Raw genomic sequence first — 22,246 nt, forward strand, 5'->3', positions numbered from 1 at the left:
CGCGTCAGCCCAGCGGAACGCGGGCCCCGAACTTCGCGCGCTTGAGGCTGAAGAACGCCTTCACGTTGCGCACGTTGGCGTCGGCCGTGAACAGCCGCTGCGTCAGCGCGCCATAGCCGGGCATGTCGCGCGCGACCACCACCAGCACGAAATCGGGCCCCGGCGACACGCGCCAGCACTGCTGCACGGCGTCGTCCGCGATCACGCGGGCCTCGAAGGCATCGAGCGCGGCGGCGTCCTGCCGGTCGAGCGAAATCTCCACCACCGCCTGCAGCCCATGGCCCAGCACCGTGGCGAGCCGGTCGGGCGAGAGCAGGGCGACCTGGCGCTCGATGAGCCCTTCCTGGCGCAGCCGCTGCACGCGGCGCAGGCAGGTCGGCGGCGAGATGCCCACCTCGGCGGCCAGGCGCTGGTTGGTCTGCGAGGCGTCGTTCTGGAGCGCGTCGAGCAGCTTGAGGTCGATGGCGTCGAGGGAGATTGATTCCATATTGGTTGAAATTATGAAATAAAACGCCATCTATGGGTTTCGGTGAAATAAAAGTCCGAAACTGAAGAAATTTAGACGCCATATTTCTTGGTCGTCTCCCTACCATCGAGCCCTTCTGTTCTTCAAGACAAGGTACATCCTATGTGCGGCATCGTCGGCGCAGCCTCCCATCGCGACATCGTTCCGGTCCTGGTCCAGGGCCTTCAGCGGCTCGAATACCGCGGCTATGACTCCTGCGGCGTCGCGGTGCATGCCGGCGGCCTGAGCCGCGCACGCACCACCTCGCGCGTGGCCGACCTGCTGACGCAGGTGCGCGACGACAAGGTCGAAGGCCTCACCGGCATCGCCCACACGCGCTGGGCCACCCACGGCGCACCGGCCGTGCACAACGCCCACCCCCACTTCAGCCACGGCGTCGGCGCCGACGCGCCCGCCGCGCGCCCGGGCCGCATCGCGCTCGTGCACAACGGCATCATCGAGAACCACGAGCCGCTGCGCGCCGCGCTCGAGGCCAAGGGCTACGTGTTCGAGAGCCAGACCGACACCGAGGTCATCGCCCACCTCGTCGACAGCCTCTACAACGGCGACCTGTTCGAGGCCGTCAAGGCCGCCGTGCTGCAGCTGCACGGCGCCTACGCCATCGCCGTCATCTGCCGCGATGAACCGCAGCGCGTGATCGGCGCGCGCGCCGGCTCGCCGCTGATCCTGGGCGCCGGCAAGGACGGCACCGAGAACTTCCTGGCCAGCGACGCGATGGCACTGGCCGGCGTGACCGACCAGATCGTGTACCTCGAAGAAGGCGACGTGGTCGACCTGCAGCCCGGCAAGTACTGGATCGTCGACAAGAACCACAAGCCCGTCACCCGCACCGTGCGCACCGTGCACGCCCACAGCGGCGCGGCCGAGCTGGGCCCGTACCGCCACTACATGCAGAAGGAAATCTTCGAGCAGCCGCGCGCCATTGGCGACACGCTCGAAGGCGTCGAGGGCATCGTGCCCGAGCTGTTCGACGGCATCGGCCAGGACGGCGCCACCGGCGCGAGCGCGCACCGCGTGTTCCAGGACATCGACAAGATCCTCATCCTGGCCTGCGGCACCAGCTACTACAGCGGCTGCACCGCCAAGTACTGGCTCGAGAGCATCGCGAAGATCTCCACCCAGGTCGAGATCGCCAGCGAGTACCGCTACCGCGACTCCGTGCCCGACCCCAAGACGCTGGTCGTCACCATCAGCCAGTCGGGCGAAACCGCCGACACGCTGGCCGCACTCAAGCACGCGCGCTCGCTGGGCATGGAACAGACGCTGACCATCTGCAACGTCGCCACCAGCGCCATGGTGCGCGAGTGCAAGCTGGCCTACATCACGCGCGCCGGCGTCGAAATCGGCGTGGCCTCGACCAAGGCCTTCACCACCCAGCTCGCGGGCCTGTTCCTGCTCACGCTGGCCATCGCGCAGTCCAAGAACCGCCTGAGCGCGCTCGACGAAGCGCGCTACCTGAAGGAAATGCGCCACCTGCCCGTCGCGCTGCAGTCGGTGCTCGCGCTCGAGCCGCAGATCATCGGCTGGGCCGAAGACTTCGCGCGCAAGGACAACGCCCTGTTCCTGGGCCGCGGCCTGCACTACCCGATCGCGCTCGAAGGCGCGCTCAAGCTCAAGGAAGTGACCTACATCCACGCCGAGGCCTACGCCGCCGGCGAACTCAAGCACGGCCCGCTCGCGCTCGTCACGAGCGAGATGCCCGTGGTGGCCGTGGCGCCGAACGACGCCCTGCTCGAAAAGCTCAAGAGCAACCTGCAGGAAGTGCGCGCGCGCGGCGGCGTGCTCTACGTGCTGGCCGACGGCGACACGCAGATCGCCAGCGGCGAAGGCCTGCACGTGATCCGCATGCCCGAGCACTACGGCGCACTGTCGCCGCTGCTGCACGTGGTGCCGCTGCAGCTGCTGGCGTATCACACGGCGTGTGCGCGCGGGACGGACGTGGACAAGCCGCGGAATCTGGCGAAGAGCGTGACGGTGGAGTGAGGGCGAGGGGTGGTGCGGTGCGGCTGTTCTTTGCCATTAATGTCTGAGACAGCGCATTAAAGTCCGAGACAGCGCAACAAAGTCTGAGACAAGACTAGCAGTCGGCGTGAGCGCTGCCGGCTTGGCGCGCCCGTGCCAAGGTCGCAGGCCGGCCATCATCGATCAGTCGGCAGTCCACCCGCTATGACGGGGTTCGCCTAGTTGCAGTCCTTCGCCCAAGCTTCGCATAGCGGTCCATCGAAGCAAAGGGCTCATAGTGTCCAGCTGGCTCGCAGTTTCATCAGCCACCACTTTTGCACGCGGGTGCAGATCATGGTGGTGGACACGTCTGAATCGCCCAGCAAACCCTGCACTGTGCAGACATCGGTCCCGGCCTGCAACAATTGTCTGGCGAAGGAAAAGCGCGGCGTATGAACGTGTCAACGGAACGGGTAGCAGCCCCTCCCCCAGCGATAGGGAGCTTGAACGCTAGGGAGCTCCTCATCACGTTGATTGACGGCTACAAGCTGATGGAACTGCTTTTGAAGCACGGACTCGGCGTTAAAAAGCGCCGAGCCACTTTGATTTAGAGAGACGAAAGTATTTTTGACGACCAGATGGCAGGTCACGAAGTCGGCGTCAGCCCGCCCGACGAAGTTACGCCCCCCATTGAATAGCAAAGAAAAACGAAATATGTCAACCAGAAACACCGTCAAATCCATCCAGGACATCATGCGCAAAGACGCTGGTGTCGATGGCGACGCCCAACGCCTCTCTCAGCTCTGCTGGATGTTCTTTCTGAAAATCATCGACGATCAAGACCAGCAACTTAAGGTGATGAAGGAGGGGTATCGGTCCCCCATTCCCAAGCGCTTGCAGTGGCGCACCTGGGCGGCTAACCCAGAGGGAATCACCGGCAGCGAACTCATGGAGTTCGTCAATGGAGACCTTTTCCCTACCCTCAAAGAACTTCCCACCACTGCCAAGGGTGCCAACCGTGCTCGCGTGGTTCGCGGCGTGTTTGAAGACGCCTACAACTACATGAAAGACGGCCAGCTGATCCGCCAGGTTGTCAACAAAATCAGCGAAGTCAATTTCAATGATCTGGTCGAGCGCAAACACTTTGGCGACATCTACGAGCAAATGCTCAACGACCTGCAGGGTGCCGGGAACGCCGGTGAGTTCTACACGCCGCGCGCCCTCACCGCCTTCATGGTGGACCGCATTGACCCCAAGCCTAATGAGATCATCATGGACCCGTCTTGCGGAACCGGAGGCTTCCTGACCTGCAGCATCCGCCACGTGCGTAAGTACCATGTGAAAACGGTGCAAGACGAAGCCGCCCTGCAGTCCAACCTGCGCGCCGTGGAGCTCAAGCAGTTGCCCCACATGCTGTGCGTCACCAATATGCTGCTGCACGGGGTGGAAGACGCTAGCTTTGTGCGCCACGGCAACGCCCTTGACCGCCCCTATATGAGCTTCACCAATGCGGACTGCGTGAACGTGATCGTCACCAACCCGCCCTTTGGCGCCAGCGTGCAAGACGGCATTGAGACCAACTTCCCGCAACATTTCCGCACCAAGGAAACGGCGGATTTGTTCTTGGCCCTCATCATCCGTTTGCTAAAAGCTAATGGCCGCGCCGCCGTGGTACTGCCAGACGGCAGTCTGTTTGGTGAAGGCGTGAAAACTCGCCTGAAAGAGCATCTGATGGAAGAGTGCAACTTGCATACCATCGTGCGCCTGCCTAACAGCGTGTTCAAGCCCTATGCCAGCATCGGCACCAACTTGCTTTTCTTTGAAAAAGGCACCCCTACAAAAGAAATTTGGTACTACGAGCACCGCGTGCCCGCTGGTCAGACAGCGTACTCTATGACCAAGCCTATACGTATCAACCACTTGGACGCTTGTGTGGACTGGTGGGGAGGCTCTGAGCGTATCGGTCGAGTGGAAACTGAAGTGGCGTGGAAGGTCAGCGCCGAAGAGGTTAAAGCCCGTGGCTACAACCTGGACTTTAAAAATCCCCACGTCTTTGTTAATGATCATGGCGATCCAGAAGAACTTTTGATCAAACTTGAGGAGTCTGAGCGCGCGGCGGCATCTTTGCGTGATCGACTGAAGGCAATCCTTGAAGAGGCGTTGCTTCGATGAACGTGAACGCGCTATTAACGCGGTTCGACATAGTCGCCGATCAGCCTGCGAATATTCCAGCTTTTCGCCGCCTTGTGGTTGATTTGGCGGTTCGGGGGAAGTTATTGCCTGCTGCCGAGTTGGATATGAATGTGCAAGAAATGCTCAACCGTATCTACGCCAAGGCCAATGAAGTTGTATCGACAGGTGCTGCCAAGAAGTTAAAACTGAATCTAAACATTGGCGATGACGAGATTCCTGCGGCTTATCTAAAGCACTGCACCTTTGCAAGGCTCGGAAGTATTGCGAATTTGAAAAAGGGCCTAACCGGTATTCAAGATTCGACGCCTGGTGAGTTCCCATTGGTCGTTACTTCGGCAGAACGTAGGACGTGCGACCATTTCGACTTTGATGGCGCCGCGGCCATCATTCCATTGGTGTCCTCTACGGGGCACGGTGATGCCAGCATCAATCGATTGCACTACCAAGAAGGCAAATTTGCGCTTGGGACAATTCTGTGTGCTGCATTCCCGTTCGACGAGCAGCTTATCTCCGCACGTTTTCTGTATGAATACCTGACGGCATTCAAGGAGGAACTGCTGGTATCAAAGATGATCGGAACCGCCAACGTCACGTTGACACTTGGAAAGATCGCAGAAGTCCCGGTGCCTATCCTTCCGCCAGAAGTACAAAGACGTGTGGACGAACTTATGACCCTGTGCGACCGGCTCGAAGCCACGCAGAACGAGCGTGAACGCCGCCGCGACCGCCTGGCCTTCGCATCCCTGCAGCGCCTGAACCAGCCTGCGGTCGGCACTACCCCTAAAATCCAACGCGAATACGCTCGCTTCTACCTCAACCACCTTTCGCGCCTCGCCACCCGTCCCGACCACATCAAGGAGCTGCGTAAAACCATTTTAAACCTTGCCGTGCGAGGATTGCTTGTGGCGCAGGACGGGTCTGAAGAACCTGCGGCAGCGTTCCTGAAAGTAATTCGAAAAGAGAAGGCGCGACTTGTAAAAATTGGCGCGATACCCAAGGAGAAAATCGCTCCAGGGAAAGCATCGCTTTCCTTCCCTCTTCCGGTAAATTGGCAAGCTGTTCACTTAGGCGAGGTCTGCAATTTCGTTACCAGCGGGTCACGCGGGTGGGCAGCTTTCTACGCAGAAAATGGGCCCAAATTTTTGCGAGCACAAAACATACGTTTTGGCCGTATGCGTCTGGACGATATTGCATGCGTCAATCCACCCGTTAAGAGTGAAGGTGCGCGAACGCAAGTCCAGCTTGGCGACCTTTTGATTGTGATAACCGGGGCTGGTGTAACGAATCCCGCCTTGCTTGAGCGCGATCTTGGCGAAGCGTACGTCAGTCAGCACGTCGCACTGGTCAGACCAACTAAAACGGCTTTGTCGAAATGGCTGTTGCTCTGTCTGATGTCCGGCTCTGGAGGCCGCGACGAATTGATTCAGAATGCATATGGTGCCGGAAAGCCAGGTTTGAATCTGAACAACATTCGTTCGCTGAACACGCCGATCCCTCCCCTTGCGGAACAACATAGAATCATTGCCAAAGTTGAAAAGCTCGTCGACCTTTGCGATCAGATCGAAACTCTGCTCTCCTCTGTCCAAACCGACAGCAGCGCCTTGCTCAAGAATCTTCTAGATGAAATGCTTGGAGTTGTTCGGGCCTCCTCCAAGTTGGAGTCTGTCGCGACCGCTTCTGCCGAACTAAGTGAACTCCACAAAGTGGGGAAGGAATCACGTTTTATGGCAACAAGCCCAGCAAACACTATTGATCAGCTTTTGGAGTGTATTGATGACTTGGGTGGAGCAACGACGCCCGAGCGCTTGTTGATGCAAACGGGACTGAGTGAAGATGTGGAGGCTTTCTATGACCTGATTCGTGCAGCGCGTGACAGCGGGAGGCTAACGGCCCCGCTCGGCGCTCGGGAGGAGATTCGGAGGCTCGTCGATGCGGATTGACTACTTGGAGATCAAGAGCCCCTGGAAAAATCTTGAGGGCCTCAAAGTTGATTTCGATGAGAGCTGCGATATCGCAGTGATCATTGGCCGCAATGGCTCCGCTAAAAGCAACCTTTTAGAAGCCATCATCACGATCTTCCGCAATATCGATCTGGGCGAAGCATCCGCATTTTCCTATGAGATTCGATACCTGCTGCATGATGCCGAGGTTTTGGTTTTGGCGGACGCTGGCCAGCAACCGAAGGCAACAGCCCGAAGCAAGAAAATCTCTCTTGCTTCACTGAGAGCCGACTGGACACCCAAGTACGTGGTCGGTTATTACTCAGGGGTAAGTGATCGATTTGAAGAACTATTCCGGCGCCATGATAGCCGGGCGCTTGATGCAACGCTGAAAGCGCCAAGCAGTAAGGATGTGCCAGGGAAATTGGAGTTCCGTCGCTTTATTTGCGCCCGTCCGGTGCACGGCTTGTTCGCTCTTCTGGCGTTCTATTTTTCCAGCGATGCGCAGATCGTTGAATTCCTAAGAAGTCACCCACGGATCGAGAGTTTCGATTCCGCGCTCCTTACGGTACGAAAGCCGGTTTGGGCGAAAAAGGGAACCACAGCTAACGATTTTTGGGGCGCAAAGGGGCCCGTACGGGACCTACTCGAAACCTTCCGTCAGCATTCACTCGCGCCAATTTCGAAGAAGATCACTATCCAGCCGGATTTCCGCACCAAGGAAACGCGCGAGGTCATGTACCTCTTCATTCCAGACCTGAGTGCTCTGCACGATCTTGCAAAAGTTTACGGCGCCGACCCAAGGGCTCTGTTTCAAGCTCTCGACACTATGCGCCTTAGCGGGCTCATCGAAGATTTTCGAATTCGGGTTCGCGTCAAAGGAGCTGCCTCACCGATTCACACGCGTCAACTTAGCGAGGGCGAGCAGCAATTGCTCACCGTCTTAGGGTTGATGCGATTCACTCAAGATGCTTCATCCCTTTACATACTGGACGAACCAGATACCCACCTGAACCCCCGCTGGGGCATTGAATACTTGGGGCACCTCCGAAAAATCGGGGGGATTCAACGCAACAGTCACACTATCCTTGCGACGCATCAGCCATTGTTGGTTGCGGGTTTGCGCAAAGAGGAAATTCGCGTGATGTCCAGAGGCTTGGATGGGCGAATTTTCGCATTGCAGCCAGAAGAAAGCCCGCGTGGAACAGGGGTGGCTGGCGTGCTGACAAGTCCCTTGTACGGACTTGAGAGTCAGCTCGATGAATTCAGCTTGCGTGTACTTCAGAGCATCTACCGTGTCTCAACTTCAGAAAAAGGTGAGAGGCGAAAGTTGAACCTTCAACGCCTGAGAAAGCTGGTTCCTGCCCTGGAAACCATTGAATCCTCCCCAGATCCTTATCGCAACATAGCGCGCGAAGCCTACACACTTGCACTTCAAAGCATTTTAGGTGCAGACGAACTAGATGGAGAGACCAGACATCAACAAGTTGAAAGACTTGCATCCAAACTATTCGCCGACGTACAGGAGAGTAACGCGTGATCTTTGTGAATCCGACAAAGGTTTCTCTTCCACATGCCGTGCGCGCCACGCTTGCCCAAGTAACGGCCGGGCTGCAAAATTTAGCTGAAGCCGAGAGGGCGGCCTATTTTCTAGCCAATCGCGCTGCTACTTGGGGAAATCCTGTCGTCCTTGCAGCACTAAAAAAAGTCGTTGGTAATAAATGCTGGTACTCAGAGATTGATCTTGGTGGGGCAGATCCAAATGTCGACCACTTCCGACCAAAGGGGCGAGTGGTAGAGGTCGACGATCAAATGACGAAGACCGGTCAAAAATGGGATGGTTATTGGTGGCTTACATTTGAGTTGATGAATTTCCGCCTGACGTCGCAGCATTCAAATCAACGCCGTGTAGACGACACCACCGAAGGCGGGAAAGCCGATTTCTTTCCAATTCGCGGAGGTCGTACGCCAGAAGGCACACCTTACGCACAGATCTTCGAAGATGTATTGCCGTTGGATCCCTGCTCAGCATCTGACGTCAGCTTGATGTGGTTTGACCCAGACGGAAATCCTGTATACCTTCCAAAAAAGAACAAGGGGACAAGGGAAGATGCGCTTCGAATCAAAGCAACTATCTGGCTATACCACCTCGACAAACAAGATACGGCCACCCCTAGGCGTAAAGCAGTGGAAAACGTACAGCTAAAGTTAAAGCAGGCTGATACGTACCACCAGCTTTGGAATTCCGCTCTGCCCTGCATGAAATCAAGAGCCTCCTTCGACAAGGAAGTGGCAGAAATTGCGGCGCTGATTGCCGATGATTCAGAATTTGCTGGCGCAAAGAGGTGCGCGGTGCGGCTTGAAGCGGCTAATTATCACTGGATTGATGACTGTCAGGCTTTGCTTGTTTAAGGGGTGCTAATCAATTAGCCAACCAACGCGCCAAGAATTGTGCGAGATGTTCATCTTGATGGTGCGATTTCTGCGAATGTAGGCATGCATCAGCGGCGTCATCTCGATGTTGTCGGGCGTATTTAAATCGACCCCTCGGGCGATCAAATAGTCGAGCGGTTTAGGAGCTCTCAGAAATCGGCTTAGCGATGCGTACGGAATAGGCAAGGCGGCCGTTACGCCCAGGCAAGCCGAGCTCGCTGTCAACTTGGCAGGAGCGCTCGCTGTCTATCTGCTGGCCACAAAGACGGCGCGTGACGATGCGCGAGGGCCGGCCCTGACGTAGGCGTCGATTGAGTTTGTTGGTCAAGACCGTGTGACTTTTCAACCAAGAAGGAAAGAAGCCGAGTGAGAGTGTGATGAAAACCTCGCTCGCTCTTGATCTCGGTGGCGTCGCATGCCTTCCAGCTTGGCTGCCGGATGAAACGTTCTTTAGTCTCGCAAGCCGATACCATGTGCTGACAGGGAACCGCTTGGCAGCTCATACAGCCCTTGCCTTGTTCGGTGAAGGAAGGCGGGGTTGCTCACACGATTTTCCCTCGCGCCTCCGCCAGTTTGTTCATCGCGCTGCGTACGCCTCAGTGAGCGCTGAAGACATCGGTCTGGACAGGACGATTCTCCCGTTCTACCTACCCCTCAGATCGCAGGCAGAAGCGCGACAAGCATTGGCATCTCTGACAGACGAGCCACGGGGGATGCTGAAATTCAGGCTTGGGATTTTGACGAGCCGATTCCGCGGTCATCACCCTCTCAAGGCGTGCGTAGCCTGTATGGCAAGCGACACAGCGGCGTTTGGGACGCCGTATTGGCACAGAACGCATCAGTTGCCCGGTATCTGGCTCTGTCCGCGGCATGGACAGGTGCTCAAAGAGGCGACCATCAAATCCACTGGCGTCGAGAGGTTCGGCTGGACCTTGCCGCGCCATGACCAGCTTCGGGACTCAATCGAAGACGGAGTGTCGGCCGATGTGATCTGCGCACTCGGCAAGCTCGCCTCGCTGGTGACGAACTGGGTCGCGCTGCCTGTGGGAATTCACCTGTCGCCCGTCACCTTAAGCAGGGCGTATAGATCAAAGATCCTGGACGGCGGCACATCAAATTCCGTGAAGCCAACGAGGCGGCGTGAGTGGGCTGAGGCTTATCGTGATGCAGTCGCGCCATTGCGCGTGGTCCCCGAGCTGGCCGGCTTGCCATCGACGGACCACCAAGCGGCAGGGCAAATTGAGCGGTGGCTCTTTCATCCGCGAGGCAACACCCACCCACTGCGGCATCTGTCGTTGATATTCTGGTTGTTTCCGGATTGGGAGACGTTCTGGAAACGGTACGTGGAGATCGACTCGTCGGTTTCCGAGCGAGAACACCCCATGCCGATGCGACCTGTGGAGTTAGACCCTAGAAACGCGACCGTTCTTGCGCTCCTTGATTCGGGGCGGTCCGCGTCAGCCTCCGCGGCCGAAGCTGGCGTCGACGTGAGTACAGCAATCGCATGGGCGGCGAAGGCCGGCATATCCGTCGCCCGGCGACCGAAGACGCTGAAGCCGGACAAGCTGTCCGCCGTCATTGCCGATCTGCGCAAGGGTGCGGATAAGCAAACGCTGGCCCAGCGGCACGGCATTTCGATCCAGACCATCACGCGGGTGCTCCGGACGGAGGTCGGCCTCCGGGACATCTGGCAGGCGGCCCGATTCGGCAAAGATCAGAAGCAAGCTCGCTCCCGCTGGGCGACGCAAATCGCGAGCGCGCCAGAAATCGGCCTCACTGCGCTGCGTGCAAAACAGCCTGCTGCATACGCCTGGCTCTATCGGAACGATCGAGATTGGCTCATGGCGCATTCACTACAGGTCCGATTGCCACGCACGCAAGGAGCGGGAGGCAAGGTCGACTGGGATTCTCGCGACACGTCTTTGTCCACCGAAGTTCTCCGCGTGGCGGCTTCGATCGCCGATCGGATGCAGCGGGACCATGTCGAGCTTTGGCGACTCTATCAAGCCATACCGGAGTTGAAGGCGAAGCTCGGCGCGCTTGATCGATTGCCGCTCACGCGAGCGGCGATTGAGTCCGTGACTCGCCGGCACCGCCGAGTGAAGGCTTATCGCCTCATCTGAGAACACTATCGACGGGTGATGCAAATATGCATAATATTATGCATGACTACACCCTCTGCACTTCGCGCCGAAGCTCTACTCGCCGCATCGCGTGCGCGCGAGCTCGGTTTGGCCCAGGGGGATATTGCATGCGCACTGAACGCGAGCCAGTCGCAAGTCAGTCGAGTGCTGGCCGGCAACTCGAAGCGGCGATCGCGTTTGTTTGACGAGGTATGCAAATATGTATTTTCCATCCGCGACCAGGAATCGCCGCCCGCTCCTCCGGCGGAGCTGACCGAAGCGCTCGGCGCAATATGGGATGGCACCCCTGAGCACGCAAGGGCATTGGCTCTGGTCATCCGTAGTCTGGGCGCTCTGCGTGTCCTGGCACCCGAGGGCAGCTCAGGACGAGCCACTTCGAGGGGGCGCGCATGATTCACTCCCCCGCTCTGCTGCCGGACGAGGACGCGCGGGGCTATTGGGGGCGTGTCCTTCGCCTCAACGCTGTACCCGCAGGACTGGGATCGGAAACCTCATTCATGACGCATGCTCGCCGTCAACTTGCGGGCAAGAACGACACCCCGAATGAGGTCCCCGCCGTCATCAGCGCGGTGGCGGGTGTATCCGTGGCGACGTTGATTCAAGCCCACACACTTGTGCCTTACGACGGTGCGGTAGTTGGGACCGTCAACACAGATTGGTGTGATGACAGCTACTCAAGCAGCCAATTGAGAAGCCGTGGAACAAGCAACAGGGTCCACGTCCGAGCGCTGTGCCCGATGTGTACGGATGAGGATCTTCGCTTTTGGGGTTTCTCGTATTGGCGCAGATCTCAACAGATCGACGGGCTGGTCTGGTGTCAGAAGCACGAGTGCCCGCTCTTTCGAACGACCGGGCAGGGCACATGGCAGACCCTGCCGCACGAGCTCTTGGACAAAGCCCGACCAGAATCTGATGCGGTGCTCGCCGATGCAATCGAGAATCCTGTTTTGCGGCGATACGCGGAAACGTGCACCGAACTCTTGCATCGCCCTAGGCCGCTCGTCAGCTTCCAAGTCCTTCGCTCACTCATACCGCGTGCGTACGCGTGCGGCCTCGTTGTCGAGCAGCGCGCGATAGGAACGAGACTGAGCGACCTGGCAGTGGAGCGCATCTCCGGCCCTTGGCAACAGCTCTTTTGGAAAGAGCTCTCGAGCAAGGCGCCGGGAGCCTATCTGCCGTCGCTTGATGACACCTTGGTGCGGCTGCGGAGTGGGTCATGCCATCATGACTATGCGTTGGCCTTCGCCCTGTTGTATGACTCGGTCGACGAAGCGTTCAACGATCTACAGAGAAAGCTCCCGACGCACAGATCGCTGCTTCCGTTCCTCGATGTGGAGGCTGCACGAGTTCTGAGTCCCTCAGCGGCGAGAAGGAAAGAGTGCATGGAAAATCGTCCGGAACGCCTGCGCCTGGCAGTCAAGTCGGTTTTGAGTGGTGCGACCCTTGATGCGGCCGCTCGCGCAGTTGGCTGGGGGGGAAACTCGGTCGGTCGGATGCTGGTTCAATGTTTGGTGGCGGCGGAGTCTTCTACTCCACGAGAAGCGACCGGGATCGCTTGCTCATCTGTCCAAACGCCAGTCTAGTTGTCCGCCTGAGATTTCTCTTGGGTGACATGCGGTGGAAAGGCATCGAGCCTATAGGTGCGCCGCTTCACTTCATTGCGATACTTCTCGTCCGTTTCCATGCGTGCAAAGTGCATCGCCGCGACCTTGAACCAGTCACCGCGTTCTGCGGGCGGCGATTTCGGAGGCTTGAATTCATGGGACATCGGAATCTCCTGTGACGGCGTTGTAGGTGTGATGGAGTGAAGGAGATTGAAGATATCAGTGCTGAGATGACTACTGTCCGATCCGAATTCAGTGGGTGGCACTTAACAAATCTTCGTAGCGCTGTAGTTGCCGCGGATCATTGCTCAACAGCGCTGTTACGGCAGGTCTGAGCGGTCCTAGTGCATGCTCTCTGACATGCCTGAAGTCGTCGAATGAAAGGCCACTAGCCTTGCGCTGAATCGCTCGCCGACTGGCATGAAACCACGCCATCACGGCCAAGCGTGGAACGCCCGCGCTCAGGTCGAACAAGAGGCGCCTCAGCTCGTCAGAGGCCGCTAACTTGTCCGGGAGCCATTGGTATTGGCACAGCGTTGGGAACAGACGCTTTCGAAAGAAATCTTCATCGGCCGATTGCGCATGTGTGAAGGTGTGAAAGCCCCCACTGAGCATGCGCTGCGCCGTGCTCATGCGCGTGTTCAGCGCAGTCATGCCGTCCGGGGTCGAGCAGTACAGCGTCGGGATCTTGGAAGAATTAGACAGTGTCAGTAAAAACTTGAGAGCCTCGTCATCCATGATTCGCAACTCTGGCCGTCGCCCGCTTCGATCCTTCGCCAAGCCCTCGCGTTTGGCCTTCGTTTCGATCTTGAAGAGGTTCTGTATCTCGTCAAGAACCAGCAAACCCAGGAAATTGCAGGAGATCCTCTGACGCCATTCGCGTGCCAAGGCGGAGCCAGCGTAGCGGCGGCCCGAGAGTAGGTCTTTCGCGTGTGAGGTGCCTAAAGCTTCGTCTGTAGCCCGCACCAGGTTGTCCACCAGATCGATGATCCTGCCGGATTCCGGAACATCAACCTTGAGCCAAAGCAATTGCGGGCTGGGCTTGGCCAAGCCTGCCATTCTCTCGTGCCTGACCACCTGCGGATAGAGCTGGAGCGCACGCTCGATGGCTGTCGACTTGCCGGCGCCGGAAATGCCAGTGACCATCGCGCCCAACTGGATGGGGCTGACCGCCGCCTGCGTGCCAATCGTGCTGTAGATGCGTCCCCAGGTCGCTGGATCCGATGGGTTTCTGTGGACGTAACCCTGCGTCAGCATGAAGCCTATGGTCTGAGCTAATTCGATCCCGGCGGGTGTGGGTATGTGCATCCGAAAGATGTCGGCAGCCTGATGCTCCAGCAGGGCGCAAGACTGATAGACAGTCGCATCGGGCTTGGGCGGCCGGTAGATGAGGCGCTTTCCGATCTCGACGGGCTCCAGAGGAGGACCGCAGGCATCGATCAAGATGTTGCCACGATGCGTTGCGATCCGGTCGCTCGCAGTGTCGAGGTGTCCCGTCGTCATTGGGCTGCTTCCCGATTCATGGAGGAAAACACCTCGTCCATCAACGCGTCGTAGCTTGAGTCAGATGCGCCTTGGGAACCCTCGCCAAGATCAGACATGTCTTGAGGGGTGGGCTCGGCGTTGGATCTGGACAAATTTTCCAGGATTCGGGCTTCACGCGAGCTTGGCTTGGGCCCTTCGTAGAGAGCGTCGGCTGCGGCGGTAAGTTCAACCGCCTGCTTGCGCAGAAATTCGTTGGCCTCGATGTTGCGCAGCGCAGCTTTCAGGCGTTTGTATTCTCGATCGTCACGTTTGCACCGATCAACTATCAGGGCGTCCCGCCATTCCTCACTGGTGTGGTCCGGCCCTGCGCGAGCGCTGATGCGCAACGAGAACTCATTCAAGTTACCTTGAGGATCCGGCCACCAAACACGCGAGACCGAGCCTGGAAAATAAAACACCGTGTGCGGAATAGCCCCGAAGTTTCTGGCGTGTGCCGTCCACTCCTGAGTGGTTGCGATTTCCGCTTCGTACTGGAGGGATTCATGGAAAATGCCGTCCCGACGTGCCACTGCAGTGCCGCGAAGGAGTAGGCCGCTGATCAGACGGTCCTGCGACATGGCCTTGCGGTAGCCAATCCCGACTTCGTGCCCGAATCGCCAGAGCCCCGCTGGCGTGGGTTCTACGCCGGCACCGATCATCTCCACCGTCAATCGATGCGTGCGACTGGCGAACAGGTTGTAGTGGTTGAAGATGCCTTGGAGATAGCGAACGTATTCGCGCAGCGTCAGCGCAGACTCTTTTGCGTTTGGACGGTTCTCCAGTTCCTTGCGTCTCGCGTTGATGGCGCCTGGCAAAAAGCGGTACTGCTCATCCTTGGTGATACGGTGCAAAACTTCGACCAGACCCTTCATGTCCGGACGATAGGGCGGGTCGATCGCGAAGTTGATGCCCAGTGAAAGGCAGGTTTCCCGTGCGCCCGCGCTCACGTATTCCCCTCGATCAGTCCAAACCTGGAATGGTGCCGTGGGAGCGGGTGTCAGAGCTTCGATGTTCTCGAATCCCCAAAGCTCTGCCATCAAGCTCGGACCGCTGCAGGCCGAGAACAGCGCCAGCTTCGCCGTATCCCACGATGGTCCCCGCAAACAAACATAGAAGCCCACGATGGCGGTGGACCAGATGTCGACCACCATGTAAACCACAGGTCGCCCGATCAGCCAGGCACGGTTGACCGAACTGCGCAGGTGGATGTCGCCAATGGTGGCATCGATCGCATACGCATGTCCTGGACCCGCGACATTGTCATAGGCCTTGCCTTGAAGCCCGCGGAGGTTTCGCTGAAAGTGCCCTTGGGTGGTCGCGCGCAAGACGCGCTCGAGGCGTTTTGTGCCACTTTCAATGATGTGGCGGACCTGCCGCTTGTTGGGGAAACTTCCTTGAGGTGGCGCGACGCCTTGCCGTCCGGTATCTGTCAGCTCGTATTGTGTGACGTAGACGCGATGAACGATCTGGTCGTACAGCGCCCCGAACGACAGTCCTCCCTTGGCCAGGAGCCGCGCATGCTGAAGGATTTTTACCCGGTCCGCCTCCGTGGTGGGGCGTTGCGGATGGGGGACCGGTTCGCCGATCTGTTCCAACGAACACTTCCGACCAACCTTCTTTTGACCATCCCGCGCCGGTCGAAGGATCCCCGGAGCGCCGCATCGGTCGAACCGTGGATGCAGAGAACTGGCGTCGAAGCCGTGTTCGCATAGCAGTCTCCAGAGCCGGTATATCGTGGCCCTCGTACCATGTCCGCCCCCCAGAGCAAGTACGACTACCGGACCGATGCCCGATGTACGGATCAGCGCGTCGGATATCAACTCGTGGTTCAGGAAAGGCGTCATTTGGGTCTGCCTTCGCTCCCAAAGCTTTCTCTCGCCTTCCTTGAGATCTTCGGCAGACAGCAGCAATCTGCCTGGTGGACGAAGATCGACGCAAACCAGTTTGCCATCTGCCTCCATGGACTCCAGCGTGGCGAGTGCCACCTGTGTCAAGCTGCCAACCACCTTTTTCTCGCCGCTCTTCGCGTGTGCTTCGGCAACGTCCGCCCACGGCCCGATGTAGCCTAACCATACCGTTGCCACGCCAATCGGCGTGGCAACAACTCGATAGAACCCGCTGAGGTCTTCACCGTCGGCGCGCACCACCGCATTGAACATCAATGCGACCATGATGTTCTCCTCGACGCAATGGGGTTTTGCTGCCAGAAGTCGGTGGTCGACAGAAGCTCCAGGGGCTCTGCCGCTCGCACCATCCGGGCCAGATTGCCTGGCAATCGCCCAGACCAGATGGATTGCCACAGAGCGCATTGCGCGGTCTGGGTGGCCACGGCGAAGAGGCGGCCGATGCGGTCGCAGCATTGCAGCCACGTTCTCCCTTCGAGGTCAGAAGCCAGTGCTGAGCAACCATTGATCAGGTCGGAGGCCACGTCGGGTTGACCGATCGTGAATGGCATGCCGACTCTGATGGCGGTGCTGACAGCCTTGGTATAGAGGTCAGGCGTCAGCAGAAGCCACGAGACGCCCTGACGTTGCCAGTACTCCCGCTCGATCTGTAGCAACTGTCGCGTGCGCTTTGCAGCAAGTTCCTCACTGAACTTGGCGCTGACTGCCAGCAGCTCGACCTGCCCTGCCTGGTTTCTGAGCGTCAGCAAGACGTCCGTCGTCATTACCCACGGGGATGCGTCTTTTCCGGCACGCGCCAGGGGATGCCGGTATCCGAGGTCTTCGGCGATCTGCCGTGTTCCGGGGACCTCCCCTGAAGCGCGTGCGTCATATGTCGCCAGTTCGCGCGGGTGTTCGTTGTGGGAGAGCGGAAACTGTTCCCTCAAATCCATCACGCCTGGCAGCATGGAAGCGAAGGCGAACACCACGAGCTCGAGGTCGGAGAGCAGATGATGAAGTCGACCGAAACGCCAGTTCAGAAGATGAGATCGCCCGCGACTGCTGGGGTCGTCCCGCGTGACCTGATGCCACGGCTGATAGTCCGTTCCCGTTCCGGTCCCTCGGCCGGTGCCGTGCCATTTCGCCAATTTGGCGGGCGTGAATCTTTGTCCTTTGCGCATGTGCGCTCTCCTTTCCGGCCGCACGACTGCGGCCATCCGACGATCGGAAAGGAGATGCCCTTGACCCGTGAGCGAATCACGGGTAAATTCATTTCACCAAGAAATCTGGGGCATCCCCTCAGTACGAAACGCCACCGGTTTGCCGACCTGTGGCGTTTTTGTTTGTGCGGTTATGTATTCGTCGGCAGCACCTCCCTGGTTGCGAGCATGGCTTTCATGCCTTCTGCTCCACGGCCGCAACGGACGCAGACTCGGCGCTCTCTGTACGTCGTGCTCTGTCACGCTCCGTCACGGCATGTCGTTGTTGGCTGAGCCAGATGGCCACGTCACGGGCCAATGCGAATCGCCCTCGGCGGTTCGAGATTTGAAACAAAGGCACAGGGACGGTATCCCGCGTCACGGCCTGCCGGTAGGCGGCGGTGGAACGATAGCCAAGCGCCTTCACCAAGCCCTCAGACGACAGGATGGGCCCGAACTGGCGAACTAGTTGTTCGTTGAGTTCACGCGCCAGGTCGTCTGCGAGCGGATTTGGTGGGTCATCTTTTTGCACGTCTCGCCATGTCGCATTTGGTCTTCCAAATGCTATGGTGCTGAGACACGCCGGACAAGCGGCATGATGACGATGAATCGTCACCCCATTTTTCCAGCGAGATCACCGCTAAGTGCTTGATACGTCTGAACTTGATCTGGAAAGTTTCAGTTTCGCATCCAAGATGCGAAAATCGACGACTGGAAAAAAGCGCCATCTCACCGAAGCATTTCGCACGGTGCTTTGGTTTCACGCTGTCAGGATCGCATCGGGCGCGACTTCGCCCAGTCAGATGGATGCATGGCTCGCGGCGCGGCTCGCGTTGTCTGACGACGCAAGGATCGACCGAAAGAAGAAATGGCGAAGCTACAAATATGGGAGGCATTCGCCGAGCGAGCCACTGGTCGCGGCGATCGAGCCGTGGCTCCCCGGAAGCAGGGCACTCTTCAATCACCCGGTTTGGCGAATTCTGCGCATCGATCTCAAAGTTCAGGATCAGCTTGCGGGCCTGCTTGTTCTGCTGCCACCCGCGATCTACAGCCTCGTCAGGGGCAACGCGACCCCGGATCAATCTCACCTGGTGCGATTGGATGGCTGGGATGCCAGTCGTTTGCGACGACTGCAGCGACAGGTGGGTCTCGACTCCCTCGCGTGTCTGATTGCGCTGTTGCGCTTGTTAGCAGAGGAGGGCAGAGGCGCACAGGCATACGTCTTCAGCCGTGCCGTCTGCCGATCTCTGTTGATGATGGGGCCTTGGCTCTCTTCTCACGGAATAGCGCAACCCCTTGCAGACTACGTGGAACGATATCTACTTCCGCTCGGAAGTGATCGAGGTTGGCAGCACAGTTTCGGTGGGGGCGGGTTTCTTCGTGCGGCTGAGGAGTTGGCCTTGGCTGCTGAAGTGGCCGAATGGCATGAGGACGAGCCGCTTGATATCAACCAACAAGCCGACCTGAGATTGGATTTACTTGAAGACCGATTCACTATTGCGATGAGCACGCTGGTACGTGCCGTCCCAATCGCAGGCGCTTCATCGGATCCAAGGTCCGAGCGGCTGATGAAGTTCTTTGATTTTCAGCGTCGGGTAAAACGCCGTCGATGAGGTTCCGCCGGACGCGGAGAATTTGGCACTGCGGCGGCCGTGAAAGCTGCGTAAGCGCACCGGTTGACAAGGGGTGGCTTCCCCTAGTTCAGCAACTTGCACGCAACTGCGACCACGGGAGCGGAATGCCGTGCCTTGCTGATAGGTAACAGCCGGCGCATTCCCCCGACGAGTTCCTGGGTGGGGCAGCTTCGAAGTCTCGAACATTCCACTTGTCAATCTCTAGCCGGTTCGGCGGCGAGCGGCGGAAGCGATGCTCGTGCCCTGAGGGCATTGAACTCTTCAAGTAACCATGGCTTGGATCTGATCGTGATCGAAGGGCTCGGCATCGAACATGAAGCTCAGGGCGGCGCCGTGACCATCGAAGGTCAAGATCGCGCACTCGAGCCAACTTCCGAACCCGACAGGAGGCTTGGGTCTGCGAGTGGCTGAAGTCAAGTCAACGGCATCGAACTGCGCAGGTGTGAGCGATAGCAAGGGCGTCGCGTTGGTCGTGCGCGGCCACACGAAGCGCCCCGAGTTGAGCCGGCGCGCCGCGCACCAAACGCCGAAGCCGTCGTGTACCAGCAGCTTGACGCGCGTGCCGCGGGCGTTCGCGAACAAGTAGCTATGGTGCGCCTGCGCTGCGCCGAAGACTTGCACGACACGCGCCAACAGGCGCTCGGCGTCGGCGCGCATGTCGATAGGGTCCGCGGCCAGCCACATCGCGTCGATGCGGATCATCGAAGCAGCTCGCGCATCGAGACCGCGCAGTCGCTGGCGGCACTCGCCGGCCAAGTCACGGTAGCCGCTATCGCCCCACGTCGCAGCTCGATGCGAACGGCCAGGACATGAGCCGGCTGCATGCAGCTGACCACAGCGTTTGCCTTGAATTCGTCGCTGTGAATGCGACGTCGCCGGCGTGTGCCGGCTTGTTGATCGGGGATAGTGCTCGTCGCCTAGCCACCATAGATCTTGGGCTTCCTGGTCGTCATTCCCCCATTCAACGATCTGGATCGAAATCCACTTTCTCGGCGCCGATGACGACGGGTTCGAATTCGATGCTGTCGCACTGCGGCATTGCGTCCATCATTTCCAGCAGTGAACGTAGATCTTGTTGAGCAGGCAGAGAGGCCCGAGGTTTAAGTTCCGGCACCCCCGCTTTCGATCGCAATGCATTGAACTCGCTCCAGACCTGGTTCTGTACTTGGCTGCGCAACGTCTGGGGAGCGTCGTTGAGCGCAACTGAAGCCATAGTCGGATCGAACAACGCGACGGCGCATTCGAGCCAGCTTTCGTAGCCCGCCGGGGGACTCAGTTCAGGCGCTTTTGGAAGCCCTGCGTCATCGTTTCTGTTCGCCACGGTGCATTCCTTTCGATACGCTCGGGATCGAATTCATCCGCTTGCAGAGCTGGCTGCGAGGCGACGCAGGGTAATCCTAAAGCCAGCATCGCAGGAGATTGCCGCAGTCTGTCGCCTTCGTCCAGCTGTTTAGCGCGGGAAGGCCATCAAACCCTTTGTGCCTGTGTCGATCGATAGCTCAACTTGCCACTTTTCAGAATAATCAAATCGGCCGTGAGGAGCCGATCGACGAGCATTTGCACTTTTTCAGGGACAGCCGTCGGCCCAAACTTGGTCTGGATGTGGCGTTGCAGGGCCGCAAGGCTGCCGGGCCGATGCGGACCGCTGAGATCTTTCACGAGATCACGGTATATCGCTATCGGCAACTTCCGGGTAGCCGACTTCTTGACCACGGCTTTCTGTGCTATCTGCACCTCAGGCAACACCTTGCCCTCGGTCTTTTGCACCGGTGCGCCCCTTACCGATCCGGCCTTTGTCTTCTTGGGCGGCGTTACCGTCCTCTGCTTTGTCGGTGGCGTCGTGGCAGGTTTCGATGGTGCAGTCGATGTCTTGAGCGAGGCTGGCACCGCGATGGACAGTGACGGCAAACGCTCGACCGAGAACGCCAACGTGTTCGCGTGCGCTATCGGCGGGTCGTAGTCGGTGTCCTTCGCGAGCACGACAAAGCGGCACTCGGGATGTTTGGCCGCCAAATAGCCAAGATAAAAGACCAGGTGAAAGTCTAGCGAGTTCGCTCCCGGGCGCGCGATCGGCACGAGCGTGGAGCGGGGGCTGTAGACCTCGAAAGCTGCCTTTCGCTTCAGCTGGTGGGGGCCATAGAACACCCATGCCTCACCGATCTCGCCGAGCCATGCCTCCACCTCGAGCGGGGACGGCTGGACGTTTTCCAGATCGACCAGCAAGTGAACGCCGGCGCCCATGTTCAAACCGTACCGCGGCAGCGCGGGTAGTCCGAACATCCCCAAAAATCCTGGCCGGCGTTGCTGCCCTTTCGGGCTGTGCGTCGCACCATGTGCTGTGCACACCTGGGGCAGGTCGGCGCGGCTGTCTTCGCAGCTTGGGGTGCAGCGTTGCGGGCCTGCCTCGCCTGGTTGCGGTCATCGGGCTTCGCAGAAGAGCTGCCTCCCGCCTGCTTCAACAGTCGGTGCAACTGCGGCCCATCGAGCAACCGAAGGTTTCGCCCACTGGCGAACGCTTCTGCTTCTGGCGTGAATCTACCGGACGTGACAACGAATCCGCCGGCGGCTCCCTTGGCCGCCATGGCGCCGTAGAGTTCGCGCACTACGGGCACACCGACCTTGAAGGCCCGCCAGTGCTTGCATTGCACGAGGTATTTCTCGCCGTCCTTCCGAAGCATGAGATCGATGCCATCGTCTGGCCCTGGCTCGAAGTTCTCCACGACCTGATAGCCCTGTAGCCTGAAGCTCTCGCCGACGAGCACTTCGAACTCCCGCCAGCTCATGCCTTGAAGAACGTCGGACGCGTCCGAGCTTGTCACGTTGTCCACCAGCACTCGACGTGCGCGGCGGCGCCAAGCGGAAATCGCTGCGCCGACGAGGCAGAGGATCGGCACGACATACTGCCCGGCAGTCGCGAGGCCGCGGCCGACGGCGCCAACCACCGCATTCCCAACCTCGCCCGGGCCCATGGCGCTGGCAAGGGGTGCTGCCGCAATACGGTGGAGCAGAAAATAGCCGGCAACGGCCAGGATGACCCCTACATACCAAGGCAAGAGTGCAATCAGGTCAACCAAGTCTTCCGCGGGGCTAGTTCTTTTTCGGCGCGCCATCGTGAATTCCTCCTTTGGGCGGATTCTGCCCAAAAGCTATCAAACTCGATACAGTCGGTTACGTGATGCCGGCGGCCTGCGGACGGCTTCGGTCCGGAACGCTGCCGCTTGCATT

Annotated in this window: 17 protein-coding genes and 1 pseudogene; 9 read left to right on the forward strand and 9 right to left on the reverse strand. The window is 58.9% G+C overall.

All coding sequences use genetic code 11. From position 1 onward, the window contains the following. Nucleotides 1-4: 4 nt before the first annotated feature. Nucleotides 5-487, reverse strand: a complete 483-nt coding sequence (locus tag AC07OX_RS15255) for an Lrp/AsnC family transcriptional regulator (RefSeq protein ID WP_139705322.1) — start codon at nt 485-487, stop codon at nt 5-7. A gap of 141 nt (nt 488-628) precedes the next feature. Between AC07OX_RS15255 and glmS the strand changes: the two genes are divergently transcribed. The 8 genes and pseudogenes from glmS to AC07OX_RS15295 all read left to right on the forward strand — a co-directional run bounded on the left by glmS (nt 629) and on the right by AC07OX_RS15295 (nt 12,760). Then, the gene (gene glmS, locus AC07OX_RS15260; RefSeq protein WP_062481190.1) at nt 629-2,509 is read left to right on the forward strand and encodes a glutamine--fructose-6-phosphate transaminase (isomerizing); all 1,881 of its coding nucleotides are present in this window, start codon (nt 629-631) and stop codon (nt 2,507-2,509) included. Nucleotides 2,510-3,181: 672 nt separating this feature from the next. Then, on the forward strand, nt 3,182-4,639 hold the full coding sequence (locus tag AC07OX_RS15265) for a class I SAM-dependent DNA methyltransferase (protein ID WP_495261947.1): 1,458 nt from the start codon (nt 3,182-3,184) through the stop codon (nt 4,637-4,639). Next, a complete protein-coding gene (locus tag AC07OX_RS15270) occupies nt 4,636-6,600 on the forward strand; it encodes a restriction endonuclease subunit S (RefSeq protein WP_495261948.1) in 1,965 nt (654 codons plus the stop codon). Before AC07OX_RS15265 ends, AC07OX_RS15270 begins: the two co-directional genes overlap by 4 nt. Further along, nucleotides 6,590-8,140, forward strand: coding sequence for an AAA family ATPase (locus AC07OX_RS15275; protein ID WP_495261949.1), 1,551 nt, complete (start codon nt 6,590-6,592; stop codon nt 8,138-8,140). Before AC07OX_RS15270 ends, AC07OX_RS15275 begins: the two co-directional genes overlap by 11 nt. Next, nucleotides 8,137-9,012 carry a hypothetical protein gene (locus tag AC07OX_RS15280; RefSeq protein ID WP_495261950.1) on the forward strand — a complete coding sequence of 292 codons (876 nt, stop codon included), beginning with the start codon at nt 8,137-8,139 and terminating at the stop codon, nt 9,010-9,012. The genes AC07OX_RS15275 and AC07OX_RS15280 overlap by 4 nt, the downstream gene beginning before the upstream one ends. Before the next feature lie 166 nt (nt 9,013-9,178). Further along, a pseudogene (locus AC07OX_RS15285) lies at nt 9,179-9,337 on the forward strand (hypothetical protein); the annotation flags it as partial. 73 nt (nt 9,338-9,410) lie between these two features. Then, on the forward strand, nt 9,411-11,156 hold the full coding sequence (locus tag AC07OX_RS15290) for a TnsD family Tn7-like transposition protein (RefSeq protein WP_495261951.1): 1,746 nt from the start codon (nt 9,411-9,413) through the stop codon (nt 11,154-11,156). Nucleotides 11,157-11,566: 410 nt separating this feature from the next. Beyond that, entirely contained in the window at nt 11,567-12,760 is a 1,194-nt protein-coding gene (locus AC07OX_RS15295) for a TniQ family protein (protein ID WP_495261952.1), read from the forward strand. On the opposite strand, the gene AC07OX_RS15300 is transcribed toward AC07OX_RS15295, so the two are convergent. From AC07OX_RS15300 to AC07OX_RS15315, 4 genes are all read right to left on the reverse strand, one after another. After that, complete coding sequence (locus AC07OX_RS15300; RefSeq protein ID WP_495261953.1) at nt 12,757-12,945, reverse strand: hypothetical protein; 189 nt, start codon at nt 12,943-12,945, stop codon at nt 12,757-12,759. The two genes, AC07OX_RS15295 and AC07OX_RS15300, sit on opposite strands and share 4 nt — an antisense overlap. An 88-nt stretch (nt 12,946-13,033) precedes the next feature. After that, nucleotides 13,034-14,284: an ATP-binding protein gene (locus AC07OX_RS15305; RefSeq protein WP_495261954.1), complete on the reverse strand. Its 1,251-nt coding sequence runs from the start codon at nt 14,282-14,284 to the stop codon at nt 13,034-13,036. Continuing rightward, on the reverse strand, nt 14,281-16,476 hold the full coding sequence (locus tag AC07OX_RS15310) for a TnsB C-terminal domain-containing protein (RefSeq protein WP_495261955.1): 2,196 nt from the start codon (nt 16,474-16,476) through the stop codon (nt 14,281-14,283). The genes AC07OX_RS15305 and AC07OX_RS15310 overlap by 4 nt, the downstream gene beginning before the upstream one ends. Beyond that, nucleotides 16,464-17,369, reverse strand: a complete 906-nt coding sequence (locus tag AC07OX_RS15315; RefSeq protein WP_495261956.1) for a TnsA endonuclease N-terminal domain-containing protein — start codon at nt 17,367-17,369, stop codon at nt 16,464-16,466. The genes AC07OX_RS15310 and AC07OX_RS15315 overlap by 13 nt, the downstream gene beginning before the upstream one ends. Nucleotides 17,370-18,031: 662 nt before the next feature. Between AC07OX_RS15315 and AC07OX_RS15320 the strand changes: the two genes are divergently transcribed. Then, entirely contained in the window at nt 18,032-19,000 is a 969-nt protein-coding gene (locus AC07OX_RS15320) for a hypothetical protein (protein WP_495261957.1), read from the forward strand. Nucleotides 19,001-19,282: 282 nt separating this feature from the next. Here the strand turns inward: AC07OX_RS15320 and tnpB are convergent, their stop codons facing one another. The 4 genes from tnpB to AC07OX_RS15340 all read right to left on the reverse strand — a co-directional run bounded on the left by tnpB (nt 19,283) and on the right by AC07OX_RS15340 (nt 22,131). Beyond that, a complete protein-coding gene (gene tnpB / locus AC07OX_RS15325; RefSeq protein WP_495261958.1) occupies nt 19,283-19,723 on the reverse strand; it encodes an IS66 family insertion sequence element accessory protein TnpB in 441 nt (146 codons plus the stop codon). A 259-nt stretch (nt 19,724-19,982) separates the two neighbouring features. Continuing rightward, nucleotides 19,983-20,342, reverse strand: a complete 360-nt coding sequence (locus AC07OX_RS15330; protein ID WP_495261959.1) for a hypothetical protein — start codon at nt 20,340-20,342, stop codon at nt 19,983-19,985. Between the two features lie 146 nt (nt 20,343-20,488). Further along, nucleotides 20,489-21,301, reverse strand: coding sequence for a PIN domain-containing protein (locus tag AC07OX_RS15335; protein ID WP_495261960.1), 813 nt, complete (start codon nt 21,299-21,301; stop codon nt 20,489-20,491). After that, nucleotides 21,265-22,131, reverse strand: a complete 867-nt coding sequence (locus AC07OX_RS15340; RefSeq protein WP_495261961.1) for a restriction endonuclease — start codon at nt 22,129-22,131, stop codon at nt 21,265-21,267. Before AC07OX_RS15340 ends, AC07OX_RS15335 begins: the two co-directional genes overlap by 37 nt. Nucleotides 22,132-22,246 lie beyond the last annotated feature (115 nt).

Source organism: Variovorax sp. GW821-FHT09D07, assembly GCF_059416345.1.